Here is an 18,951-nt window from a genome sequence, read left to right as displayed (position 1 = left end):
CCCTCCGCATGTCCGCGCCCCCGCAGACCCTCTGGCGGCCCTACACGCAGATGCGCACGGCCGAGCCGCCCCTGGAGGCCGTGGCCACGCGCGGCAGCCGCATCGTGCTCGCCGACGGGCGGGAACTGATCGACGGCATCGCCTCGTGGTGGACGGCGGTGCACGGCTACAACCATCCCCACATCGCCGGAGCGGTCGCCGACCAGCTCGGGCGCATGCCCCACGTGATGTTCGGCGGCCTGACCCATGCGCCGGCCGAGCGCCTCGCGGCGCGCCTCGCCGCGGCGCTGCCGGGCGATCTCGACCACGTCTTCCTCACCGATTCCGGCTCGGTCGCCGTCGAGGTCGCGCTGAAGATGGCCGCGCAACTCTGGCTGAACCGGGGGGTGCCGGGCCGGACCCGGATCCTCGCGTTCCGGGACGGCTACCATGGCGACACGATGGGGGCGATGTCGGTCTGCGACCCCGAGGAGGGCATGCACCGCCGCTTCGGCGCCTACCTGCCGGCCCAGGTCTTCTGCGACCTGCCCCGGACGCCCGCGCAGGAGGCCGCGCTCGACGCGGCGCTCGCCGCCCACCGCGAGACCCTCGCGGCGGTGATCGTGGAGCCCCTGGTGCAGGGGGCGGGGGGGATGCGGATGCACGCGCCGGAGGTGCTGGCCGCCGTCGCCCGCCTCGCCCGCCGGCACGGCCTGCCGCTGATCTGCGACGAGATCTTCACCGGGTTCGGCCGCACCGGCACCCTGTTCGCCTGCGAGCAGGCCGGCATCGTGCCGGACATCCTCTGCCTGTCGAAGGCGCTCACCGGCGGCACGATGGCGCTCGCCGCCACGGTGGCGAGCCGTGCGGTCTTCGAGGGCTTCCTGTCCGAGGATCCGGCCGCGGCGCTGATGCACGGGCCGACCTTCATGGCGAACCCCCTCGCCTGCGCGGCCGCCAACGCGAGCCTCGACCTGTTCGAGGCCGAGCCCCGCCTCGCGCAGGCCCGCGCCATCGGCGGCCGCCTCGCCGAGGGGCTCGGCCCGTTGCGTGGGCACCCCGGCATCGCGGACGTGCGGGTGCTGGGCGCGATCGGCGCCGTGCAGTTCGCCCGGGCCCCGGACCTGCCGGGGCTGAAGCGGGCGCTGCTGGCCCGCGGCGTCTGGGTGCGTCCCTTCGGGGACGTGCTCTACCTCACGCCCGCCCTCACCATCGCGGCAGGCGACCTCGACCGGCTGATCGAGGCCGTGGTGGAGGTCGCGCGCGGCGCCGCGACATGGTGAGACGCCCGGTGGGACGCGTGCAACTCCGTGCGCTCTCCCGGGTTGGGTTCCGGCGGCCTTTCATGCCAGGATCGTGACCGCCCGATCCGGCCGGCCGACACCCACTGGAGGACGCACAGCGTGACGAGCGAGCAGACCAGCCCCGCGGACGACCGCCCGGTGATCCTCCTCGTCGAGGACGAGGCGCTGACCATCATGGACCTCGGCGACGTGCTCGAGGACGGCGGCTACGAGACCGTGCAGTGCGCCTCGGCCGAGCGGGCGCTCAGCATCCTCCAGGCCCGACCCGACATCTGCGGCCTCGTCACCGACGTCGAGCTCTCGGGCAAGACCAACGGCTTCGATCTCGCGAACTCCGTCGCGGAGGCGCGCCCGCAATTGCCCATCGTCATCGTCTCCGGCCGCGCCTCGCCCGATCCCGACCGGATGCCGGCGGGCGCCCACTTCATCGCCCGCCCCTGCAGCGGCGAGGAGATCCTCGACCAGCTCCGCCGCCTGATGCCCTGCTAAGGGCTGCGCGGCGCGGGCGCCGCCTCGAAGGTCCGGTGCGCCCACGCCCGCACCGGTTGTCATCGCAGCTTCACACGTTCGCTTCACATGCCAGGGAGCCTGCGCGCCGGGACACCCGGCGCCGGGTGTTCCGGCTCGCGGGTGTCCCCGCGGAGTCCGGCCTTGGTGGCGGCGTTTGAGGGGTGCACAGATGTCTGCGGCGGACGAATCGCCCTCCTCGAGCGACGACAGTCTGAGCATGGCGGCGAACGGCAAGGCGAAGCAGGCGCGGGACGGCGAGGCCCGGACGGGCAAGCGCATCCGCCCGCCGGGCGCGAAGAGCGTCGGCTGGGCCCTCGTGCAGGCCGCCCGCCTCCACCGCGCCCGCGTCGGCGACCGGCTCGCCAGCCTCAACCTCTTCGCCGGCCAGGAGCAGGTGGTGCAGGCGCTGGCGGTGGCCGGCACGATGACGATGGGGGACCTCGCCGCGACCCTGCGCGTGCGCCCGCCCACCGCCTCGAAGACCATCTCGCGCCTCGCCGCGCTCGGCTTCGTGGAGCGCCGCGCCGAGGCGGGGGACGGCCGCATCGTGCGGGTGCGCCTCACCGAGACCGGCCTCGCCAAGGCCGAGGCGATCGAGCGGATCTGGGACGACGTCGAGGCCGAGCTCCTCGACGGCTTCGACGGCAAGGAGCGCCGCCGCCTGCGCAAGCTCCTGCGCCGCGCCGCCCGCAGTCTCGCCGACGCCGCCGGCCACGAGCCCGAGGCCGACGCGGAGATCGAGGCCGACGAGGACGAGGCCGAGGCGCTCCTGGTGCCGCCCCGCCTCGGGGACGCCGCTGCTCGGCCGATCTAGACCGCGCACGGCCCGCCCGGTTTGCAGCCCTGGCCCCGTGCCCGCGCGCTAGCTGCGCGGGTGCCAAAGGGGCTAGGACGCGCACGCAACCCGGCGCGCAGGAAACGATTCGGAACGGTGACCAAGCCACAGGCCGCGACGACGCCTGGCCCGGCGGAGACGGAGGCCGCGACCGCCGCGCGCGGCCGGCAGCGGCTCATCGGCACGGCCCTGATGTGCGGGGCGGTGGCGTTCTTCGCCTGCCTCGACGCCTCGGGAAAAACCCTGGCGCGGGCCGGCGTCGACCCGCTGCTGACGACGTTCATGCGCTACGCGGTGAGCGTCGCGGCGATCTCGGTCTTCGTGAACCCGGTGACGACGCCCGGCGTCTCGCGGACCCGCCGCCCCCTCCTGCAGGTGGTGCGCTCGCTCCTCCTGTTCGGCTCCACCGCCTTCAACTTCCTGGCGTTGCGCCACCTGCAGCTCGCCGAGACGCTCTCGATCCAGTTCGCCGCGCCGCTCACCGTGGCGCTCCTCGCCGGGCCCTTCCTCGGCGAGTGGTCCTCGCGCCACCGCCTCGCGGTGATCGGCGTCGGCTTCCTCGGCGTGCTGGTGATCGTGCGGCCGGGCCTCGGCACCGTGCATCCGGCGGTGCTGTTCAGCCTCGCCAACATGCTCTGCTACGCCCTCTACATCCTCGCGACGCGCAAGCTCGCCGCCTACGACTCGACGGCGACGACGATGTTCTACTCGGGCCTCTCGGGCCTCGCCCTGATGGCGCCGCTCCTGCCCTGGATCTGGACGAGCCCGCCGGGGGCGCTCGCCTGGGCGCTCCTCGTCGGCGTCGGCCTGTTCGGCACGGTCGGCCACTGGCTGCTGACGCTGGCCCACGCGCGGGCGCCGGCCAGCACCCTGGCGCCCTTCATCTACACGCAGCTGCTGTGGTCGGTGCTGCTCGGCTACGGGCTGTTCGGGGACGTGCCGAGCCGCTGGACCCTGGTCGGCGCGGCGATCATCGTGGCCTCCGGCCTTTACCTCCTCGCCCTCGATGCCCTGCGCCGGACGCGGCCCCCGCCGGGAGGGCCGCGCCCGGCCCCGCCTCAGCGGCGGTGATGCCGGCGGTGGTGGCGGTAGGCCCGGCGCGAGCGCAGGTCGGTGCGGTAGGCGCGGCGGCCCGGATCGATCCCGAGGGCGCCGTTGACGGTGCCGACGGCGCCGCCCACCGCCCCGCCCACGATGCCGCCCACCGGGCCGCCGACGCGGTTGCCCTCGTTGGCGCCGCGCTCGGCGCCGCGCACGAGGCCCTGCGCCTGGGCGGCGCCGGTGAGGGTGAGGGCGGACAGCGCCAGGGCGGCGGCGAAGAGAACGCGTTTCATCGGGCGGGATCCTCGGTCTCGTTGCGTCCCCCGCGGAAGGGCGGGGGTTCACTGCCCACAACGGCCGAGCTTGGAAAAGGTGTCATCGGCAACGAACCTTTCGCCGCCCGTGGTAATCGCGCAGCGCCGCCCCGGGCCCGCGCCGCGCGCAAATCGTGTGACAGCTTCGGGAATCCGGCTTAGAAGCGCCCCCATGCGCGCGTCCTGCGATCCGCGCGGCCCCGGCCGCGCCCGCCGAATTACGAGCCCGGCCTCCGCGTGAGCGCCGCGCCCGCGCGCGGCCGCGCAGGGGCCGGGTGCGCTTAAGCCCCGAATCCGCCGGCCCTGATCCGGGCCCGGCCCGTCCTGCCCGATTCCGAGACGTTCCCGATGAGCGACGCCCCTGCTGCGACCGAGGCCCCGGCGCCCCGCGACTACTCGCAGACCCTGTTCCTGCCCCGCACCGAGTTCCCGATGCGCGCCGGCCTGCCCGTGCGGGAGCCGCTGCTCCTGGAGCGCTGGGCCCGCACCGACCTCTACGGCCGCATCCGCGCCGCGGCCGCCGGCCGGCCGAAATTCGTCCTGCATGACGGGCCGCCCTACGCGAACGGCAACATCCACATCGGCACCGCGCTGAACAAGATCCTCAAGGACGTGATCGTCCGCTGCCAGGGCGCGCTCGGCCAGGACGCCAACTACGTGCCGGGCTGGGACTGCCACGGCCTGCCGATCGAGTGGAAGATCGAGGAGCAGTACCGCGCCAAGGGCCGCAACAAGGACGACGTGCCCGTCATCGAGTTCCGGCAGGAGTGCCGGAGCTTCGCGGCCGGGTGGCTCGAGGTGCAGCGCGAGGAGTTCAAGCGGCTCGGCGTCACGGGCGATTGGGACCATCCCTACGCGACCATGGCCTACCGCGCCGAGGCGGCCATCGCCCGCGAGCTGATGCGCTTCGCAGAGACGGGGCAGCTCTACCGCGGCTCGAAGCCGGTGATGTGGTCGGTCGTCGAGAAGACGGCCCTCGCCGAGGCCGAGGTCGAGTACGAGGAGCACGTCAGCGACACGATCTTCGCGGCCTTCCCGATCCGCGAGGGGGCGACCGGGGACCTCGATGGCGCGCGGGTGGTGATCTGGACCACCACGCCCTGGACGATCCCCGGCAACCGGGCGGTGGCCTACGGCAAACGCGTCGCCTACGGCCTCTACCGGATCACTGCGGCGCCCGAAGAGAACTGGGCGAAGCCCGGCGAGCTCTACATCCTGGCGGACACGCTGGCCGCCGGCGTGTTCTCGGCCGCGCGCGTCGAGGCCTACGAGCGCGTGCGCGACGTGGCGCCGGCCGAGCTCGCGGGCCTCACGCTGTCGCACCCGCTGGCAGGCCATGTTGCCGGCTACGAATTCCTGGTTCCGCTCCTTGACGGCGAGCACGTCACCGAGGAGGCCGGCACCGGCTTCGTGCACACGGCGCCGAGCCATGGGCGCGAGGATTTCGAGCTGTGGATGGCCAACGGCCGCCTGCTCGCCGGCCGCGGCATCGAGACCCGCATCCCCTACACGGTCGATGCCGATTCGGTCCTGACCGAGGAAGCCCCCGGTTTCACGGGAAAACGGGTTCTTAACCACAAGGGCGAGAAGGGCGACGCCAACAAGGCGGTGATCGCCGCGCTCACCGAGGCCGGCGCGCTCATCGCGCGGGGCGTGCTGCGCCACAGCTACCCGCATTCCTGGCGTTCCAAGAAGCCGGTGATCTTCCGCAACACGCCCCAGTGGTTCATCGCCCTCGATAGGCCGGTGGCCGCGCTCGGAAACGAGACGCTCCGCGAGGTCGCCCTGCGGGCCATCGCCGACACCCAGTGGGTGCCGCCGCAGGGCCGCAACCGCATCAACGGCATGGTCGAGAACCGGCCCGACTGGGTGGTCTCGCGCCAGCGCGCCTGGGGCGTGCCCATCACCGTGTTCGTGAACCGCGCCACCGGCGAGGTGCTGCGCGACGAGGCCGTGAACGCCCGCATATCCGCAGCCTTCGAGGCGGAGGGAGCGGATGCCTGGTTCACGGACGCGGACGGCGCCCGCTTCCTCGCCCCCGAGCACGATCCGGCCGATTACGAGAAGGTGACGGACGTCCTCGACGTCTGGTTCGATTCCGGCTCGACCCACGCCTTCGTGCTCGACGATCCCGAGGCCTTCCCGGGGCTCGCCGGCGTGCGGCGCCGGCGGGACGGCGGCACCGACACGGTGATGTACCTCGAAGGCTCCGACCAGCACCGCGGCTGGTTCCAGTCCTCGCTCCTCGAATCCGCCGGCACCCGCGGCCGCGCGCCCTACGACATCGTGCTGACGCACGGCTTCGTCCTCGACCCGAAGGGCCTGAAGATGTCGAAGTCGCGCGGCAACGTCGTCGCGCCCCAGAACGTCATCAAGGATTCGGGCGCCGACATCCTGCGCCTGTGGGTGGCGGCCTCGGACTACACCGACGACCTGCGCATCGGCCCGGAGATCATCAAGACCTTCGCGGAGACCTACCGCAAGCTGCGCAACTCGCTCCGCTGGATGCTCGGGTCGCTCGCCCACCGCGAGGCCGGGGACGACGTGCCGTTCGGGGAGATGCCCGAGTTGGAGCGGCTGATCCTGCACCGCCTCGCCGAGCTCGACGGCGAGATCCGCGAGGCCTACCGGACCTTCGACACCAAGCGCGTGGTGGCGCTCCTCAACGGCTTCATGACGGGCGACCTCTCCGCCTTCTACTTCGACGTCCGCAAGGACGCGCTCTACTGCGATCCCATCTCGTCGCGGACCCGCCGCGCCGCGCTCCAGGTCATCGACGAGACCTTCCGGCGCTGCACGATCTGGCTCGCGCCGGTGCTGGCCTTCACGGCCGAGGAGGCCTGGCTCGACCGCTACCCGTCCGAGGACGGCTCGGTGCACCTCCAGACCCTGCCGGACACCCCCGCCGCGTGGCAGGACGACGCCCTGGCGGCGCGCTGGCAGCGGATCCGTCGGGTACGCCGGGTGGTGACAGGCGCCCTGGAGATCGAGCGGGCGCAGAAGCGGATCGGCGCGAGCCTGGAGGCGGCACCGGTGGTCCACGTGGCCGACCCGGAGCTGCTCGGCGCCCTCGACGGCGTCGATTTCGCGGAGGTCTGCATCACCTCGGGCATCCGGATCGTCTCCGGCGAGGGTCCGGCCGAGGCCTTCCGGCTCGACGAGGTGCGCGGCGTCGCCGTGGTGCCGGCGCTCGCCGAGGGGCACAAGTGCGCCCGCTCCTGGCGCGTCTCGCCGGAGGTCGGCTCCGATCCCGAGTACCCGGAGGTGACGCCCCGCGACGCCCGGGCCCTGCGGGAATGGGATGCCGCGCAGGGCCGGGCGAGCGCGGCGTGAGCCTGCCGAGCGCCGCGGGCGGGAGCGCTGCCGCATGAGCCCCGCCCGCCTCGGCCTCGCCGGCCTCCTCGCCACCCTCGTCCTCGACCAGGCGTCGAAGCTCTGGCTCTACTTCGGCACCGACCTGGTGCTGACGCAGCCCTGGCGGATCGGTCCCTTCCTCGACATCGTCGTGGTCTGGAACCGGGGCGTCTCCTACGGCCTGTTCCAGCAGGAGGGCGGGCTCGGCCGCTGGCTGCTGGTCGCCCTGTCGCTTGCCGCGAGCCTCGGGCTCTGGCTGTGGATGCGGCGCGCCCGCACGCGGCTCCTCGGCCTCGCCCTCGGCCTCATCGTCGGGGGGGCGCTCGGCAACGCCGTCGACCGGGCGGCGTACGGGGCGGTGTTCGACTTCGTCCACCTCCATGCCGGGACGTGGTCCTGGTACGTCTTCAACGTGGCGGACGCGGCGATCGTCGCGGGCGTGGTCGGCCTGATCCTCGACAGCATCCTGCCCGAGCGGAGCCGGGCGGAGATGGACGGCGCGAGCCCCCCGGCTTGAGTGGACCGCATGTGATCCGTAAACCACATCGGCGCCCGGTCGTCCGGAGCGTCTGGCATGGTGTGGCCAAGGCGCCATACGATCGCCGGAAACCGGGATCAGGCCGAAGGGGTCGGATCAGGTCGCCTGCCGTGCGACCGCTCCGGAACCCGCACGGGCGGGTTCGGGGCAGCCGGCCAACCTGTGGGGCAGCATGATCGGGTATCGCGGGATCCTCCTCTCCGTCGTCGCAGGCCTTTCCGTCGCGGGCGGCGCCTCGGCGCAGCAGCGCGGCGAGCTGATGCGGGACACGCTCGGCACCCTCGGCCTGATCGAGAAGGAGAAGGCGCCGATCGACTACCGCGAGCGCCCGCCGCTCGTGATGCCGCCGAAGCTCGACGGCCGGCACCTGCCGGCCCCGCGCGCCTCCAACGCCAACCCGTCCTGGCCGAAGGAGCCCGAGGTGGTCCAGCGCCAGCGGGACGAGGAGGAGCGCCGCAAGCCCCGCGGCAACCAGATGCAGGGCCGCTACAACGACAACAACGCCACCGCCTCGATCGACGAGATGCGCGCGGGCCGCCGCGCCGACGCGCAGGTTCCCACCGAGGTCGAGCGCAAGCCCGGCGACAACAACCGGGATTCCTTCTGGGTGAACCCGCTCGAACTGATGCGCGGCGTCGGCCAGGAGAAGGCCGAGCCGACCCTCGCCGAGCCGTCCCGCGACACCCTGACCGATCCGCCCACCGGCTACCGCAAGGCCCCCCGCAAGGTGGTCACGACGAACAGCGACCCGATCAACAATGCGAGCCGCGAGCGGGAAGAATCCGATCCGGGTGCCTACATGCGGGGCCAGTACCGCTGACGCGCCGCTCCTGATCGCGGCGGCGCGGCCGCCGGTACGAGATTTGCCGCGCGGCTCCCGGCTCATGGGTTCTCCATGAGTCCCGGGCGCCGGACGAACCCGAAACGGCGGTCCGCCAGGGCCGCCCGGTCCCCGAGGACCGCACGGTCCTCAGGGCCGCACGGTCCGTAGGGACCGCACGAAGGAAGTCGGAATGCACCTGTTCAGGAAGGCCACGCCCGCCCTCTTCCCGAGCCCTCGGCTCGCGGCCGCCGGCCGCGCGGAGGCGGCGCCGTTCGGGCGCTCCGAGGCGGGGGGCCCGGAGGTCACGGCCTTCACCCTCGACAACGGCCTCGACGTCGTCGTCGTGCCCGACCACCGGGCGCCGGTCGTGACCCACATGATCTGGTACCGCAACGGCTCGGCCGACGATCCGCTCGGCCAGTCGGGCATCGCCCACTTCCTCGAGCACCTGATGTTCAAGGGCACGGAGAGCCATCCGGTCGGCGCCTTCTCGAAGGCGGTCTCGGGCCTCGGCGGCCAGGAGAACGCCTTCACGAGCTACGACTACACCGCCTACTTCCAGCGCGTGGCCCGCGACCATCTGAAGACCATGATGGAGTTCGAGGCCGACCGCATGACCGGCCTCGTCCTCGACGACGCCGTGGTGCATCCCGAGCGCGACGTGGTGCTGGAGGAGCGCCGCATGCGGGTCGAGACCGACCCGTCCGCGCAGCTTTCCGAGGCGATGGCGGCGTCCCTCTTCGTCCATCACCCCTACGGCATCCCGATCATCGGCTGGATGCACGAGATCGAGGAGCTGAACCGCACCCACGCCCTCGACTACTACAAGCGCTTCTACACGCCCGAGAACGCGATCCTCGTGGTGGCCGGCGACGTGACGCCGGACGAGGTGCGCCGCCTCGCCGAGGCCACCTACGGCCGCGTCACGCCCCAGGGCGCCCGGCCCGTCCGGGTGCGGGCCCGAGAGCCCGAGCCGAAGGCGCTGCGCCGCCTCGCCGTGGCCGACCCCAAGGTCGAGCAGCCGACGCTGCAGCGCCTCTACCTGACGCCCTCCTGCATCACCGCCCGCGACGGCGGCTGCCACGCGCTGGAGCTGCTCGCCGAGGTGCTCGGCGGCGGCGCCACCTCCTACCTGTACCGCAAGCTCGTCCTGGAGAGCGGCCTCGCCGTGAACGCGGGCGCCTGGTACATGGGCTCGGCGATCGACGACACCCGCTTCTCCGTCTACGCGGTGCCGGCCGAGGGCGTCAGCCTGGAGCGCCTGGAGGACGAGGTCGACCGCGTGCTGCGCCGCGCCCCCGCCGAGGCCCTCGACGCCGAGGCGATCGAGCGGGCCAAGACCCGGCTCGTGGCCGAGACCGTCTACTCCTCCGACAGCCAGTCCTCGCTCGCGCGCATCTACGGCTCGGCGCTCGCCATCGGCGAGACGATCGAGGAGGTCCGCCGCTGGCCCGCCGACATCGAGGGCGTGACCCGTGACCGGCTCGCGCAGTCGGCCGAGCGCTGGCTGACGCCGGCCCGCTCGGTGACCGGCTACCTCCTCAAGGCCCGCGACCCCGACGCCGCCGTGGCGGTGGCCGCCGAGTAAGGCGCCGCCTGCCGCCCGTCCCGGCGCGCCGCCACCCGCGCGGGCGCGCCGACACCAAGAACAACGAGGTTCCCATGAACGCGGCCCTGAACCTGGCTGACACGGCCAGCCGCTCCACCACCCCGGCCCAGGCGGAGCCCGTCGCGACGGCGGCCGGCGTCGAGGCGTGGCACGTCGCCTCGCCCGTGGTGCCGATGGTGGCCTTTGCCTTCACCTTCGAGGGCGGCGCGGCCCAGGACCCCGAGGGCAAGGCGGGCTGCGCCCAGATGCTGGCGCGCCTCCTCGACGAGGGCGCCGGGGATCTCGGCTCGGACGCCTTCCAGGAGCGGCTCGCCGCGCGGGCCATCGAGCTGTCGTTCCATGCCGGCCCGGACGCCGTCGGGGGCTCGCTCAAGACCCTGGTGAAGCACACCGACGAGGCGATCGAACTCCTGGCCCTGGCGCTCGCCAAGCCCCGCTTCGACCCCGACGCCATCGAGCGCGTGCGCGCCCAGGTGATCGCGGGCCTGCGCTACCAGCAGAACGACCCCGGCGTGATGGCCTCGCGCCGCTTCTTCCGGGAAGCCTTCCCGAGCCACCCCTACGGCCGTCCCTCGTCGGGCACCCTGGAGAGCGTCGCGGCGATCACCCGCGACGACCTGCTGGCGATGCACGCCCGGGTGATCGGCCGCGGCGGCGTGAAGATCGCCGCGGTGGGTGCCATCGAGGCGGACCGCCTCGCCGAGAGCCTCAACCGCGCCTTCGGGACCCTGCCGGAGGCGGGCCCCCTGAAGGCCGTGCCGCAGACCACGGTGCAGGACCTCGGCCGGCGCGTCGTGGTCGACCTCGACGTGCCGCAATCGGTGATCCGCTTCGGCATGGCCGGCGTCCCCTGGCGCGACCCGGACTTCATCCCGGCCTACGTGCTGAACCACATCCTGGGCGGCGGCGCCTTCACGTCCCGCCTGTTCCAGGAGGTGCGCGAGAAGCGCGGCCTCGCCTACTCGGTCGGCACTTCGCTGGTGAGCCACCGGGCCGCCGCGATGACCTGGGGCTACACGGCCACCAAGAACGAGCGCGTCGCCGAGGCGCTCTCGGTGATCGGCGACGAGATCGGCCGCCTGATCACCGAAGGGCCCTCCGACGACGAGCTGCAGAAGGCCAAGGACTACCTCACCGGCTCCTACGCGCTCGGCTTCGACACCTCGACGAAGATCGCCCACCAGCTCGTGCAGATCGCCTTCGAGGGCCTCGGCATGGACTACATCGCCCGGCGCAACGCGATGGTCTCGGCGGTGACGCAGGCGGACATCCGCCGGGCCGCCGGCCGCACCTTCGCGGACGGCCGCATGCTGGTGGTGGCCGCGGGCCGGCCGACGGACTTCTGACGGGGTAACTCCCTACGAGCCATCCGACGCCACCAGCGCGAAGGTCAGGAGATCGACCGAGGCCGCGCCCCCGCGCAAGAGCGCGCGCGCGGCGGCGTTCCCGGTGGCGCCCGTGGTGGTGACGTCGTCCACGAGCAGCACGCGCCGGCCCTGGAGGCGCGCCCGGGCCGCCTCCGGCACCCGGAAGGCACCCTGCAGGTTCTCGGCCCGCGCGGGCCGGCTCAGGCCCACCTGCGAACGGGTCGCGCGGATGCGGGCGAGCGCCCGCGGCTCGAAGGGCAGGCCGGCCCCCGCAGCGATGGGCCGGGCGAGGAGCGCCGCCTGGTTGAAGCGGCGCCGCCACAGGCGCCAGCGGTGCAGCGGCACCGGGACCACGCAATCGGCCTCGCCGATCAGCTCCGCCCCGCGCGCCGCCATCATCCGCGCCATCACGCCCGCGAGGTCGAGGCGGTCCTCGTACTTCAGGCGATGGACGAGACGGCGGCCCACATCGTCGTAGAGCGCGACCGCGCGGGCCCGCCCGAAGACCGGCGGCTCCGCGATGGCGCGGGGCGAGAGCAGCGGCCCGAGGCCGAGGTCGACCGGGAAGGGCGTGCCGTAGCGGGGGCAGAGCGGCGCCTCGATCAGGCGCAGGCCGGACCAGCAGGCGGCGCAGAGCGCGCCGGGATCCGCGGTGGCGCCGCCACACCCCGAGCAGGTCGGGGGATAGACGAGCCCGAGGACGGCCCGGCCGAGGTCGCGCAGCGCGGAGCCTAGAGCCGGAAGCATCCCACGATCGTCCTCCGCGGGCGAAGCGACCCGCGGAGTGCAGTCTAGCGCATCAGCGGCTCGCCGGCTGCGCGTCGCGCGCCGCCTGCTTGTTGGCGCGGTGGCGGCCGATCATGCAGCCGGCCGCGGCGCCGATCAGGCCGTGGTGCCCGGCGACGTGCCCGGCGACGCCGCCGACGACCGCGCCCTTGATGCAGCCCTTCGCCTCCGCGCCCGTGGCGAGGCCGGCGACCGCGAGGGCCAGGACGGAACCGAGGACGAGGCGCTTCATGGCTTGGCACTCCTGTTAGGGTGGACCAGGAACGGCGCGGGCCTCGTCCCGTTCCGCGATCTCGAAAGCTTGATCGCGCGGCGCGGATGATCGGCCGCGGCCGCGGCCGCGCTGGCAACTCCCGCCGGACACGCCATCTCACACCCATGGACACGCCGCTGTTCGACACCGCCCTCGTCCGGCGCCGCCTCGCCCGGGCGCGGGCCGGCCGCTACCCCGACTTCCTCCTCAGCCGGCTCCTCGACGACCTCGAGGATCGCCTCGGCGCGGTGCTGCGGCGGTTCGAGCGCGCCCTCGACCTCGCGACGCCGACCCCTGTCGCCGCCCGCCGCCTCGCAAGCGGGGACCGGATCGGCGCGATGCTGCGGCTCTCGCCCGTGCCGGAGACGGCGGAGGGCGGCGCCACCGTCGTGGGCGATCCTGAGGCCCTGCCCTTCGCCCCGGCAAGCTTCGACCTCGCGGTCTCGCTCCTGGCGCTCCAGAGCGTCAACGACCTCCCCGGCGCCCTCGTCCAGCTCCGCCGGACCCTGCGGCCGGATGGATTGTTCATCGGCTGCCTGCTCGGCGGCCGGACGCTGGCAGAGCTGCGCCGCAGCTTCGCCGAGGCCGAGGCCGAGGTGGAGGACGGGGTCAGCCCCCGCGTCGCGCCGTTCGCGGAGGTGCGCGAGATCGGCGCCCTGCTGCAGCGCGCGGGCTTCGCTCTGCCCGTGACGGACACCGATACCCTCACGGTCCGCTACGCCGACCCGTTCGGGCTGATGCGCGACCTGCGGGCCATGGGCCTCACCAACGCGCTCACCGAGCGCCGCCGCACGCCGCTGCGCCGCGCCACCCTGCTGCGGGCCGCCGAGATCTACGCCGCGCGCTTCTCGGACCCGGACGGACGCGTGCGGGCGAGCTTCGAGATCGTCTGGATCTCGGGCTGGGCGCCCCACGAGAGCCAGCAGAAGCCGCTGCGCCCCGGCAGCGCGCAGGCACGCCTCGCCGACGCGCTCGGGACCACCGAGATCAGGCCAACCCAGGAGCCCCCGCCATGAAGGAACCCGGCCCCGACCATCCCATCACCATCACGCCCCATCGCGGCCGCGTGCGGGTGATCCTCGCCGGCACGGTGGTGGCCGAGACCGAGGCTGCCCTGAGCCTGCGCGAGGCGCAGTATCCGCCCGTGCTCTACGTGCCGCGCGCGGACGCCCGGTTGGCGGAGCACTTCGTCCCGAGCCGCCGCAGCAGTCACTGCCCCTACAAGGGCGAGGCCTCCTACTTCGACCTCGTGGTCGGCGACGTCCGCCGGCCGGATGCGGTCTGGAGCTACACGGAGCCCTATCCGGCCGTCGCAGCGATCGCCGGGCACCTCGCCTTCTACCCCGACCGGGTGGATGCGATCACGACCGATTAGCCGTCCGGCAGGAGGCTCCAGAAGCCGTACTTGCGCCCGTGCGCCTTGCGGAGGGCGGCCCGGTAGGCGGCCTGATCATGGACCGCCGGGGGAAGCTCGGGCGCCAGCAGTTCGAGCTGCAGCAGGTAGCGGGCCGCGTGCGTGTAGGCCTGGCTGCGCCCCTTGCCGAGCACGTCGTCGATGAGGCGGCGGTAGAGAATCGCGGCCGCGTCCGGGTGGTCGGCCTCCAGGGCCTCCGCGGCCGGGGCGAGGATCGCGTAGCGCTCGCCGTCCCAGACCTTGGGCTGCGCCCGCACGAGTTGCGCGGCCCGTTCCGGATCCGGCCAGGCGATCAGGAAGGCGAGGGCCCGGTGGGGGTTGGGGAAGGCCGCGGCGTGGTCGAGGGCGCGCGACAGGGCCTCCTCGTCCTCGAAGTCGGGCAGCTTGGCGAGGTAGGCCCGCAGCATCTCCGCATCGAGGGTCTCGGTAAAGCGCGTCCAGCGCAGGGTCTGCGCCTCGTCCCGACGGTCGAGCGCGTCGAGGGCGCGAACCTCCAGCGCCGTCCATCCGCCGTCCAGCGGTCGGGCGTCGTAGGCGCCGGCGATCAGGTCGGCGCGGGTGCCCACGCGCGGACCGTCCATGCGGAGCCAGTCCAGGGCCTCCTCCGCGCGGCCCACCTCCAGAAGCGTCTCGGCCATGCCGGCCCGGTCCTGCTGCTCGGGCGGGAGGGAGCGTTCGAGGGCGATCACCGCGTCGATGTCGCCGCGGCGCCGGGCGACGTCCTGGCGCACGCGCAGGAAGGCGAGGCGCCGCACCGCGGCCGGCCAGTCCCCGGACCCGCGGCGGCCCGGTTTCGGGGCGACGTGCTCCGCCTGCTCCAGAGCGTCGGCGAGCGCGGGCAGCGCCGCGACGGGTAGGCGGCCGACGAGGTCGCGCAGGAGCGGGCCGAAGGTCCCGAACGGATCCGCCGCGAAGGGCGCCACGAGGCCGAGGGCGAAGCGCTCCGCCTCCTCCGGCGGCAGCGCCGCGGCGATCTCGATGGCGGCGTCGGCGGCCCGCTCGTAGAGGCCCTGCGTGGCGCCGGACGGGTCGTCCACGCGGGCAAGGACCGCCTCGGAGCCGCGCAGGAAGCGCAGGAGGCGCTCCAAGGCCGCGCCCGGATCGAGCGGGCGCAGCTCCCGCAGGATGACCGAGACCGTGGCGTCGAGATCCGCCGCGAAGGCGCGCCGCTTCTGCCAGTCGATGAAGCCCCGCGCCCCTTCGAGCGCGGCGAGGCGCCGGTCGACGATCGCCGCGACCGCGTCCGGTCCCTGCAGGGCGGCGAGCGCCGCGCTGACGAGCTTCTTGAAGGCCGGGTTGCGCGCCGTCTCGCCGAGAATCAGGCCGATCAGCCGGTCCGGTCCCAGGGCCTGGAGCGTCTCGGGCGAGGGCGTGGTGCGGCGCGCACCCTTCGGCAGCTCGGACCGGGGCGACGCGGGCTTCGCGGCGGCGGGCTCGCTCGACGCCCTGGGAGCCCGCCTCGCCATCGCCTCGCCTCCCGCGCTCGCGCGACGACCCGAGCGGCCGCCGTCAGTCCTCGACCCGGGCGGTCGGCCGGTCGTCGCCGCGCGCGGTCTCGTCGTGCCAGGCGCCGGACTTGTCCTGGTAGCGGATGCCCTCGGTCGATCCCGGTACCTGCTGCTCGGCGGCCGCCGCCTGCGCGGCCTGGAGCGCCTCGTCGTGGCTCGGGAAGGTCTCGGAGAACACGTCGCCGACCTTGTAGGCGAAGCCGCCGTCGTGCTCCACGATCTTGTAGGTCACCTCGGCCATGGTCGTTCCTCGCTGTCTCGATCTCGGCAATCGTCGATCTCTTGCCCAGCCCGAACACGCGGGGGACGAGGCGGTTCCTCAGCGGGGCCCCTCAGTGCCGGGTCGGGTTCGGCGCGGGCAGGCGGGCCGCGGCGGCCTCGCAGCCCGCGATCATGGATCCACGCGGGTCGTCGGCCGCGTAGCCGACGCCGTCCGGGAAGGCGAGGTGATGCACGGCGCCGTCGCTGGCGCGGTCGATCCGTGCGACCCAGCCCTCGTCCGTCCGCGCGAAGGTGACCCGGTAGCGCTCGCCCGCGGTCTCGAAGGTGTGGGGTTCCATCTCGCGCCCTCAACGCATCCCGGCCCGCGCCCTATCTGCCTCCGCGACCGCACCCGTCAAGGAAGGGCATCCATGCGCCTCCGCCTCCTCGCCGCCGCGCTCGCCGGCCTCGCCCTGTCGGCCCATTCGGCCGCGGCCCAGGGTTTTCCGGGCGCGAGCGTCGGCCTGCCGTCGACCTACGTGCCCCGCGAGACGCCCCCGAACCCGTTCGCGTCGAACCTGCCCTCCGCCCCGCCGCCCGTGGTCGTCGAGGAGCGACGACCGCGCGCCCGCAGGATGCCCCCGCGCGATCCCGATGCCGCGCTGCTGCCGCCGGCACGGATCCCCCGGTGACGGCCGGCCGTCGTCATCGGCCCCGTTGCCGCGACGCGCCGAGCAGGGTCCCGCCGGCCGAATTGCCAATGGCCGCGCTTCTCGTGCATTGCGCATGACGCCCTTTCCAGTGACGCTTTGCCCAACGGCATCCTGCACATCTTCGCGGAGGCTCCGATGACCGCCCCCACCCCACGCCGGCCCGACCACGACATCGACCCGCTCTTCCTGGAGCGCCGCTCGCCCCGCGCCTTCACGGGGGAGGCGGTGCCTGAGGCGGAACTGCTGCGGATGTTCGAGGCGGCGCGCTGGGCGCCCTCCTCCTACAACTCGCAGCCCTGGCGCTTCCTCTACGCGCTCCGGGGCGATGCCCACTGGGACGCCTTCTTCGACCTCATCGTGCCCGGCAACCAGAAATGGGTGAAGGAGACCGGCGCGATCGTCATCCTGGTGTCGAGCGCCCTGATGAAGGCGGGCGACGAGCTGAAGCCCTCGTGGAGCCACTCCCTCGATGCGGGTGCGGCCTCCCTGGCCTTCCAGCTCCAGGCGATCCGCCAGGGCTGGCACGCCCACGGCATGACGGGCTTCGACCGCGAGCGGGCGGTGGGCGTCCTCAACGTGCCGCCGGACCACCGGGTCGAGGCCGCCTACGCGGTCGGCCGCGCGATCCCGCCCGAGAGCCTGACGGAGGAGCAGCGCACCCGCGAGGCTCCGAACGGCCGCCGTCCGCTCACGGACTTCGTCCATGCGGGCGGGTTTCCGCCGCGTGCGGCCTGAGCCTCCCGTGCTGAGGCCCGCCGGCGACTACGACGCGCTGCGGCGCGGCTTCGCCTGGGAGATCCCGGACCGGTTCAACATGGGCGTCGCGGTCTGCGACGCCTGGGCCGCCCGCGAGCCGGACCGCCCGGCGATCCTCGAGGAAGGGCCGGACGGGACGGTCACGACCATCACCTTCGGCCGGCTTCGGTCCGAAGCGGATCGGCTGGCGGCCGCGCTCCACGCGCAGGGCATCCGGCCCGGTGACCGGGTGGCGGTGCTGCTTCCGCAATCGGCGGCCGTCGTCGTCGCGCATGCCGCCGCCTACAAGCTCGGGGCGATCGCGCTGCCGCTCGCCGGCCTGTTCGGCCCCGAGGCCCTGGCCTACCGCCTCGCCGACGCGGGTGCGCGGGCCATCGTCACGGACGCGGCGGGCCTTGCCAAGCTCGCGCCCCTGCGGCCGCGGCTGCTGGACCTGAGCCTCGTCGTGTCGCAGGGCGGACCGGCGGACGGTGCCCTCGGCTACGCCGACCTCCTCGCCGCGGCCCCGGACGGCTTCGCGGCCGCGCGGACCGGCCCCGACGACCCGGCCCTGATGATCTACACCTCGGGCACCACCGGGCAGGCCAAGGGAGCCCTGCACGGGCACCGGGTCCTCCTCGGCCACATGCCCGGCTTCCTGATGATGCACGACTTCCCGCCGAAGGGCGGCGACCTGATGTGGACGCCCTCGGACTGGGCCTGGGCCGGAGGGCTCCTCAACGTGGTGATGCCGAGCCTCCTCCTCGGCGTGCCGGTGGTGGCCCGCGGCACCGCCCGCTTCGAGGCCGAGGACGCCTTCGCGATGATGGCCCGGCTCAGGGTCACCAACGCCTTCCTGCCGCCGACCGCGCTGCGCATGCTGCGCGCGGTGCAGGATCCGCGCGCCCGCTTCGACCTCTCAGCCCTGCGCAACATCGCCTCGGCCGGCGAGGCCCTCGGCCCCGAGACCTTCGCCTGGGCCGAGGGCGCCCTCGGCCTCACCATCGGCGAAGCCTACGGGCAGACCGAGTGCAACCTGGTGCTCGCCGCCTGCCGGGCCGCCGGGATCGCCCGGGCGGGCTCGACCGGCCGGCCGGTGCCCGGCCATCGCGTCGCGATCCTGCGCGCGGACGGGAGCGAGGCGGCGGTGGACGAGGCGGGCGAGATCTGCGTCGCCCGTCCCGACCCCGTGATGTTCCTGCGCTACTGGAACCAGCCCGAGGCCACGGAGGCGAAGTTCCGCGGCGCCTGGATGCTCACGGGCGACCAGGCCCGGCGGGATGCCGACGGCTACATCCACTTCGTCGGGCGCGAGGACGACCTCATCACCTCCGCGGCCTACCGCATCGGCCCCACCGAGATCGAGGATTGCCTGCTGCGCCACCCCGCGGTGGCGCTCGCGGCCGCGGTCGGCCAGCCCGACGCGCTCCGCACCGAGGTCGTGAAGGCCTTCGTGGTGCTGCGGCAGGGCTTCGCGGCGTCCGACGCCCTGCGGGACGAGATCCTGGCCTTCGGGCGCACGCATCTCTCCGCCCACGAATACCCGCGCTCCCTCGAATTCCGCGATGCCCTGCCGATGACGACGACGGGCAAGATCATCCGCCGGGCTCTCCGGGACGGGACGGGCTGAGCAAGACGCATAAAGACATCTTTATGTCTTGATTGCT

At 73.7% G+C, this 18,951-nt stretch carries 20 protein-coding genes; 14 read left to right on the top strand and 6 right to left on the bottom strand.

The genetic code is table 11. The features are described 5' to 3' along the window. The first annotated feature begins 8 nt into the window (after positions 1-8). The 4 genes from ACLBXP_RS01580 to ACLBXP_RS01565 all read left to right on the top strand — a co-directional run bounded on the left by ACLBXP_RS01580 (position 9) and on the right by ACLBXP_RS01565 (position 3,699). Positions 9-1,262 (top strand): adenosylmethionine--8-amino-7-oxononanoate transaminase, encoded by a 1,254-nt coding sequence (locus tag ACLBXP_RS01580; protein ID WP_447665766.1) that lies wholly within the window; start codon positions 9-11, stop codon positions 1,260-1,262. Between the two features lie 120 nt (positions 1,263-1,382). Next, a complete protein-coding gene (locus ACLBXP_RS01575) occupies positions 1,383-1,772 on the top strand; it encodes a response regulator (protein ID WP_447665765.1) in 390 nt (129 codons plus the stop codon). Positions 1,773-2,010: 238 nt separating this feature from the next. After that, positions 2,011-2,607: a MarR family winged helix-turn-helix transcriptional regulator gene (locus tag ACLBXP_RS01570; RefSeq protein WP_447665764.1), complete on the top strand. Its 597-nt coding sequence runs from the start codon at positions 2,011-2,013 to the stop codon at positions 2,605-2,607. 117 nt (positions 2,608-2,724) lie between these two features. After that, a complete protein-coding gene (locus tag ACLBXP_RS01565) occupies positions 2,725-3,699 on the top strand; it encodes a DMT family transporter (RefSeq protein WP_447665763.1) in 975 nt (324 codons plus the stop codon). On the opposite strand, the gene ACLBXP_RS01560 is transcribed toward ACLBXP_RS01565, so the two are convergent. After that, positions 3,687-3,962: a hypothetical protein gene (locus ACLBXP_RS01560; RefSeq protein ID WP_447665762.1), complete on the bottom strand. Its 276-nt coding sequence runs from the start codon at positions 3,960-3,962 to the stop codon at positions 3,687-3,689. The two genes, ACLBXP_RS01565 and ACLBXP_RS01560, sit on opposite strands and share 13 nt — an antisense overlap. Before the next feature lie 369 nt (positions 3,963-4,331). On the opposite strand from ACLBXP_RS01560, the gene ileS reads away from it, so the two are divergent. From ileS to ACLBXP_RS01535, 5 genes are all read left to right on the top strand, one after another. Next, positions 4,332-7,316 (top strand): isoleucine--tRNA ligase, encoded by a 2,985-nt coding sequence (gene ileS, locus ACLBXP_RS01555; protein WP_447665761.1) that lies wholly within the window; start codon positions 4,332-4,334, stop codon positions 7,314-7,316. Between the two features lie 34 nt (positions 7,317-7,350). Continuing rightward, on the top strand, positions 7,351-7,854 hold the full coding sequence (gene lspA / locus ACLBXP_RS01550; protein ID WP_447665760.1) for a signal peptidase II: 504 nt from the start codon (positions 7,351-7,353) through the stop codon (positions 7,852-7,854). A 193-nt stretch (positions 7,855-8,047) separates the two neighbouring features. Further along, the gene (locus ACLBXP_RS01545; protein WP_447665759.1) at positions 8,048-8,695 is read left to right on the top strand and encodes a hypothetical protein; all 648 of its coding nucleotides are present in this window, start codon (positions 8,048-8,050) and stop codon (positions 8,693-8,695) included. 193 nt (positions 8,696-8,888) lie between these two features. After that, positions 8,889-10,286 (top strand): M16 family metallopeptidase, encoded by a 1,398-nt coding sequence (locus ACLBXP_RS01540; RefSeq protein ID WP_447665758.1) that lies wholly within the window; start codon positions 8,889-8,891, stop codon positions 10,284-10,286. A gap of 74 nt (positions 10,287-10,360) precedes the next feature. Continuing rightward, entirely contained in the window at positions 10,361-11,653 is a 1,293-nt protein-coding gene (locus tag ACLBXP_RS01535; RefSeq protein ID WP_447665757.1) for a M16 family metallopeptidase, read from the top strand. A gap of 12 nt (positions 11,654-11,665) precedes the next feature. On the opposite strand, the gene ACLBXP_RS01530 is transcribed toward ACLBXP_RS01535, so the two are convergent. Together ACLBXP_RS01530 and ACLBXP_RS01525 are read right to left on the bottom strand one after the other, a co-directional pair. Next, a complete protein-coding gene (locus tag ACLBXP_RS01530; RefSeq protein WP_447665756.1) occupies positions 11,666-12,421 on the bottom strand; it encodes a ComF family protein in 756 nt (251 codons plus the stop codon). A gap of 52 nt (positions 12,422-12,473) precedes the next feature. Continuing rightward, positions 12,474-12,692, bottom strand: a complete 219-nt coding sequence (locus tag ACLBXP_RS01525; protein WP_447665755.1) for a hypothetical protein — start codon at positions 12,690-12,692, stop codon at positions 12,474-12,476. 146 nt (positions 12,693-12,838) lie between these two features. On the opposite strand from ACLBXP_RS01525, the gene ACLBXP_RS01520 reads away from it, so the two are divergent. Continuing rightward, on the top strand, positions 12,839-13,729 hold the full coding sequence (locus tag ACLBXP_RS01520) for a methyltransferase domain-containing protein (protein WP_447665754.1): 891 nt from the start codon (positions 12,839-12,841) through the stop codon (positions 13,727-13,729). Next, the gene (locus tag ACLBXP_RS01515) at positions 13,726-14,088 is read left to right on the top strand and encodes a DUF427 domain-containing protein (RefSeq protein WP_447665753.1); all 363 of its coding nucleotides are present in this window, start codon (positions 13,726-13,728) and stop codon (positions 14,086-14,088) included. The genes ACLBXP_RS01520 and ACLBXP_RS01515 overlap by 4 nt, the downstream gene beginning before the upstream one ends. Here ACLBXP_RS01515 and ACLBXP_RS01510 read toward each other — a convergent pair. The 3 genes from ACLBXP_RS01510 to ACLBXP_RS01500 form a co-directional block, all read right to left on the bottom strand. Further along, positions 14,085-15,593 carry a DUF6880 family protein gene (locus ACLBXP_RS01510; RefSeq protein WP_447665752.1) on the bottom strand — a complete coding sequence of 503 codons (1,509 nt, stop codon included), beginning with the start codon at positions 15,591-15,593 and terminating at the stop codon, positions 14,085-14,087. The two genes, ACLBXP_RS01515 and ACLBXP_RS01510, sit on opposite strands and share 4 nt — an antisense overlap. A gap of 43 nt (positions 15,594-15,636) precedes the next feature. Continuing rightward, a complete protein-coding gene (locus tag ACLBXP_RS01505; RefSeq protein ID WP_447665751.1) occupies positions 15,637-15,876 on the bottom strand; it encodes a hypothetical protein in 240 nt (79 codons plus the stop codon). Positions 15,877-15,967: 91 nt separating this feature from the next. Then, positions 15,968-16,195, bottom strand: coding sequence for a hypothetical protein (locus tag ACLBXP_RS01500; protein ID WP_447665750.1), 228 nt, complete (start codon positions 16,193-16,195; stop codon positions 15,968-15,970). 72 nt (positions 16,196-16,267) lie between these two features. Between ACLBXP_RS01500 and ACLBXP_RS01495 the strand changes: the two genes are divergently transcribed. The 3 genes from ACLBXP_RS01495 (at position 16,268) to ACLBXP_RS01485 (ending at position 18,914) form a co-directional block, all read left to right on the top strand. Further along, positions 16,268-16,528, top strand: a complete 261-nt coding sequence (locus ACLBXP_RS01495) for a hypothetical protein (protein WP_447665749.1) — start codon at positions 16,268-16,270, stop codon at positions 16,526-16,528. 156 nt (positions 16,529-16,684) lie between these two features. Continuing rightward, the gene (locus ACLBXP_RS01490; protein WP_447665748.1) at positions 16,685-17,284 is read left to right on the top strand and encodes a nitroreductase family protein; all 600 of its coding nucleotides are present in this window, start codon (positions 16,685-16,687) and stop codon (positions 17,282-17,284) included. A gap of 7 nt (positions 17,285-17,291) precedes the next feature. Continuing rightward, entirely contained in the window at positions 17,292-18,914 is a 1,623-nt protein-coding gene (locus tag ACLBXP_RS01485) for an AMP-binding protein (protein ID WP_447665747.1), read from the top strand. Positions 18,915-18,951 lie beyond the last annotated feature (37 nt).

The organism is Methylobacterium sp. A54F (assembly GCF_053346035.1).
Note: the sequence above shows the minus strand (reverse complement) of the source record. Positions and strands in the feature narration are given on the sequence as shown.

What these genes read in the sequence shown, in the direction of transcription:
- ACLBXP_RS01535 (WP_447665757.1), top strand. Translation starts at nt 10,361, where the DNA reads ATGAACGCGGCCCTGAACCTGGCTGACACGGCCAGCCGCTCCACCACC.
- ACLBXP_RS01510 (WP_447665752.1), bottom strand. Translation starts at nt 15,593, where the DNA reads ATGGCGAGGCGGGCTCCCAGGGCGTCGAGCGAGCCCGCCGCCGCGAAG.
- ACLBXP_RS01530 (WP_447665756.1), bottom strand. Translation starts at nt 12,421, where the DNA reads ATGCTTCCGGCTCTAGGCTCCGCGCTGCGCGACCTCGGCCGGGCCGTC.
- ACLBXP_RS01500 (WP_447665750.1), bottom strand. Translation starts at nt 16,195, where the DNA reads ATGGAACCCCACACCTTCGAGACCGCGGGCGAGCGCTACCGGGTCACC.
- ACLBXP_RS01515 (WP_447665753.1), top strand. Translation starts at nt 13,726, where the DNA reads ATGAAGGAACCCGGCCCCGACCATCCCATCACCATCACGCCCCATCGC.
- ACLBXP_RS01495 (WP_447665749.1), top strand. Translation starts at nt 16,268, where the DNA reads ATGCGCCTCCGCCTCCTCGCCGCCGCGCTCGCCGGCCTCGCCCTGTCG.
- ACLBXP_RS01540 (WP_447665758.1), top strand. Translation starts at nt 8,889, where the DNA reads ATGCACCTGTTCAGGAAGGCCACGCCCGCCCTCTTCCCGAGCCCTCGG.
- ACLBXP_RS01505 (WP_447665751.1), bottom strand. Translation starts at nt 15,876, where the DNA reads ATGGCCGAGGTGACCTACAAGATCGTGGAGCACGACGGCGGCTTCGCC.
- ileS (WP_447665761.1), top strand. Translation starts at nt 4,332, where the DNA reads ATGAGCGACGCCCCTGCTGCGACCGAGGCCCCGGCGCCCCGCGACTAC.
- ACLBXP_RS01520 (WP_447665754.1), top strand. Translation starts at nt 12,839, where the DNA reads ATGGACACGCCGCTGTTCGACACCGCCCTCGTCCGGCGCCGCCTCGCC.
- lspA (WP_447665760.1), top strand. Translation starts at nt 7,351, where the DNA reads ATGAGCCCCGCCCGCCTCGGCCTCGCCGGCCTCCTCGCCACCCTCGTC.
- ACLBXP_RS01525 (WP_447665755.1), bottom strand. Translation starts at nt 12,692, where the DNA reads ATGAAGCGCCTCGTCCTCGGTTCCGTCCTGGCCCTCGCGGTCGCCGGC.
- ACLBXP_RS01560 (WP_447665762.1), bottom strand. Translation starts at nt 3,962, where the DNA reads ATGAAACGCGTTCTCTTCGCCGCCGCCCTGGCGCTGTCCGCCCTCACC.
- ACLBXP_RS01580 (WP_447665766.1), top strand. Translation starts at nt 9, where the DNA reads ATGTCCGCGCCCCCGCAGACCCTCTGGCGGCCCTACACGCAGATGCGC.
- ACLBXP_RS01545 (WP_447665759.1), top strand. Translation starts at nt 8,048, where the DNA reads ATGATCGGGTATCGCGGGATCCTCCTCTCCGTCGTCGCAGGCCTTTCC.
- ACLBXP_RS01490 (WP_447665748.1), top strand. Translation starts at nt 16,685, where the DNA reads ATGACCGCCCCCACCCCACGCCGGCCCGACCACGACATCGACCCGCTC.
- ACLBXP_RS01570 (WP_447665764.1), top strand. Translation starts at nt 2,011, where the DNA reads ATGGCGGCGAACGGCAAGGCGAAGCAGGCGCGGGACGGCGAGGCCCGG.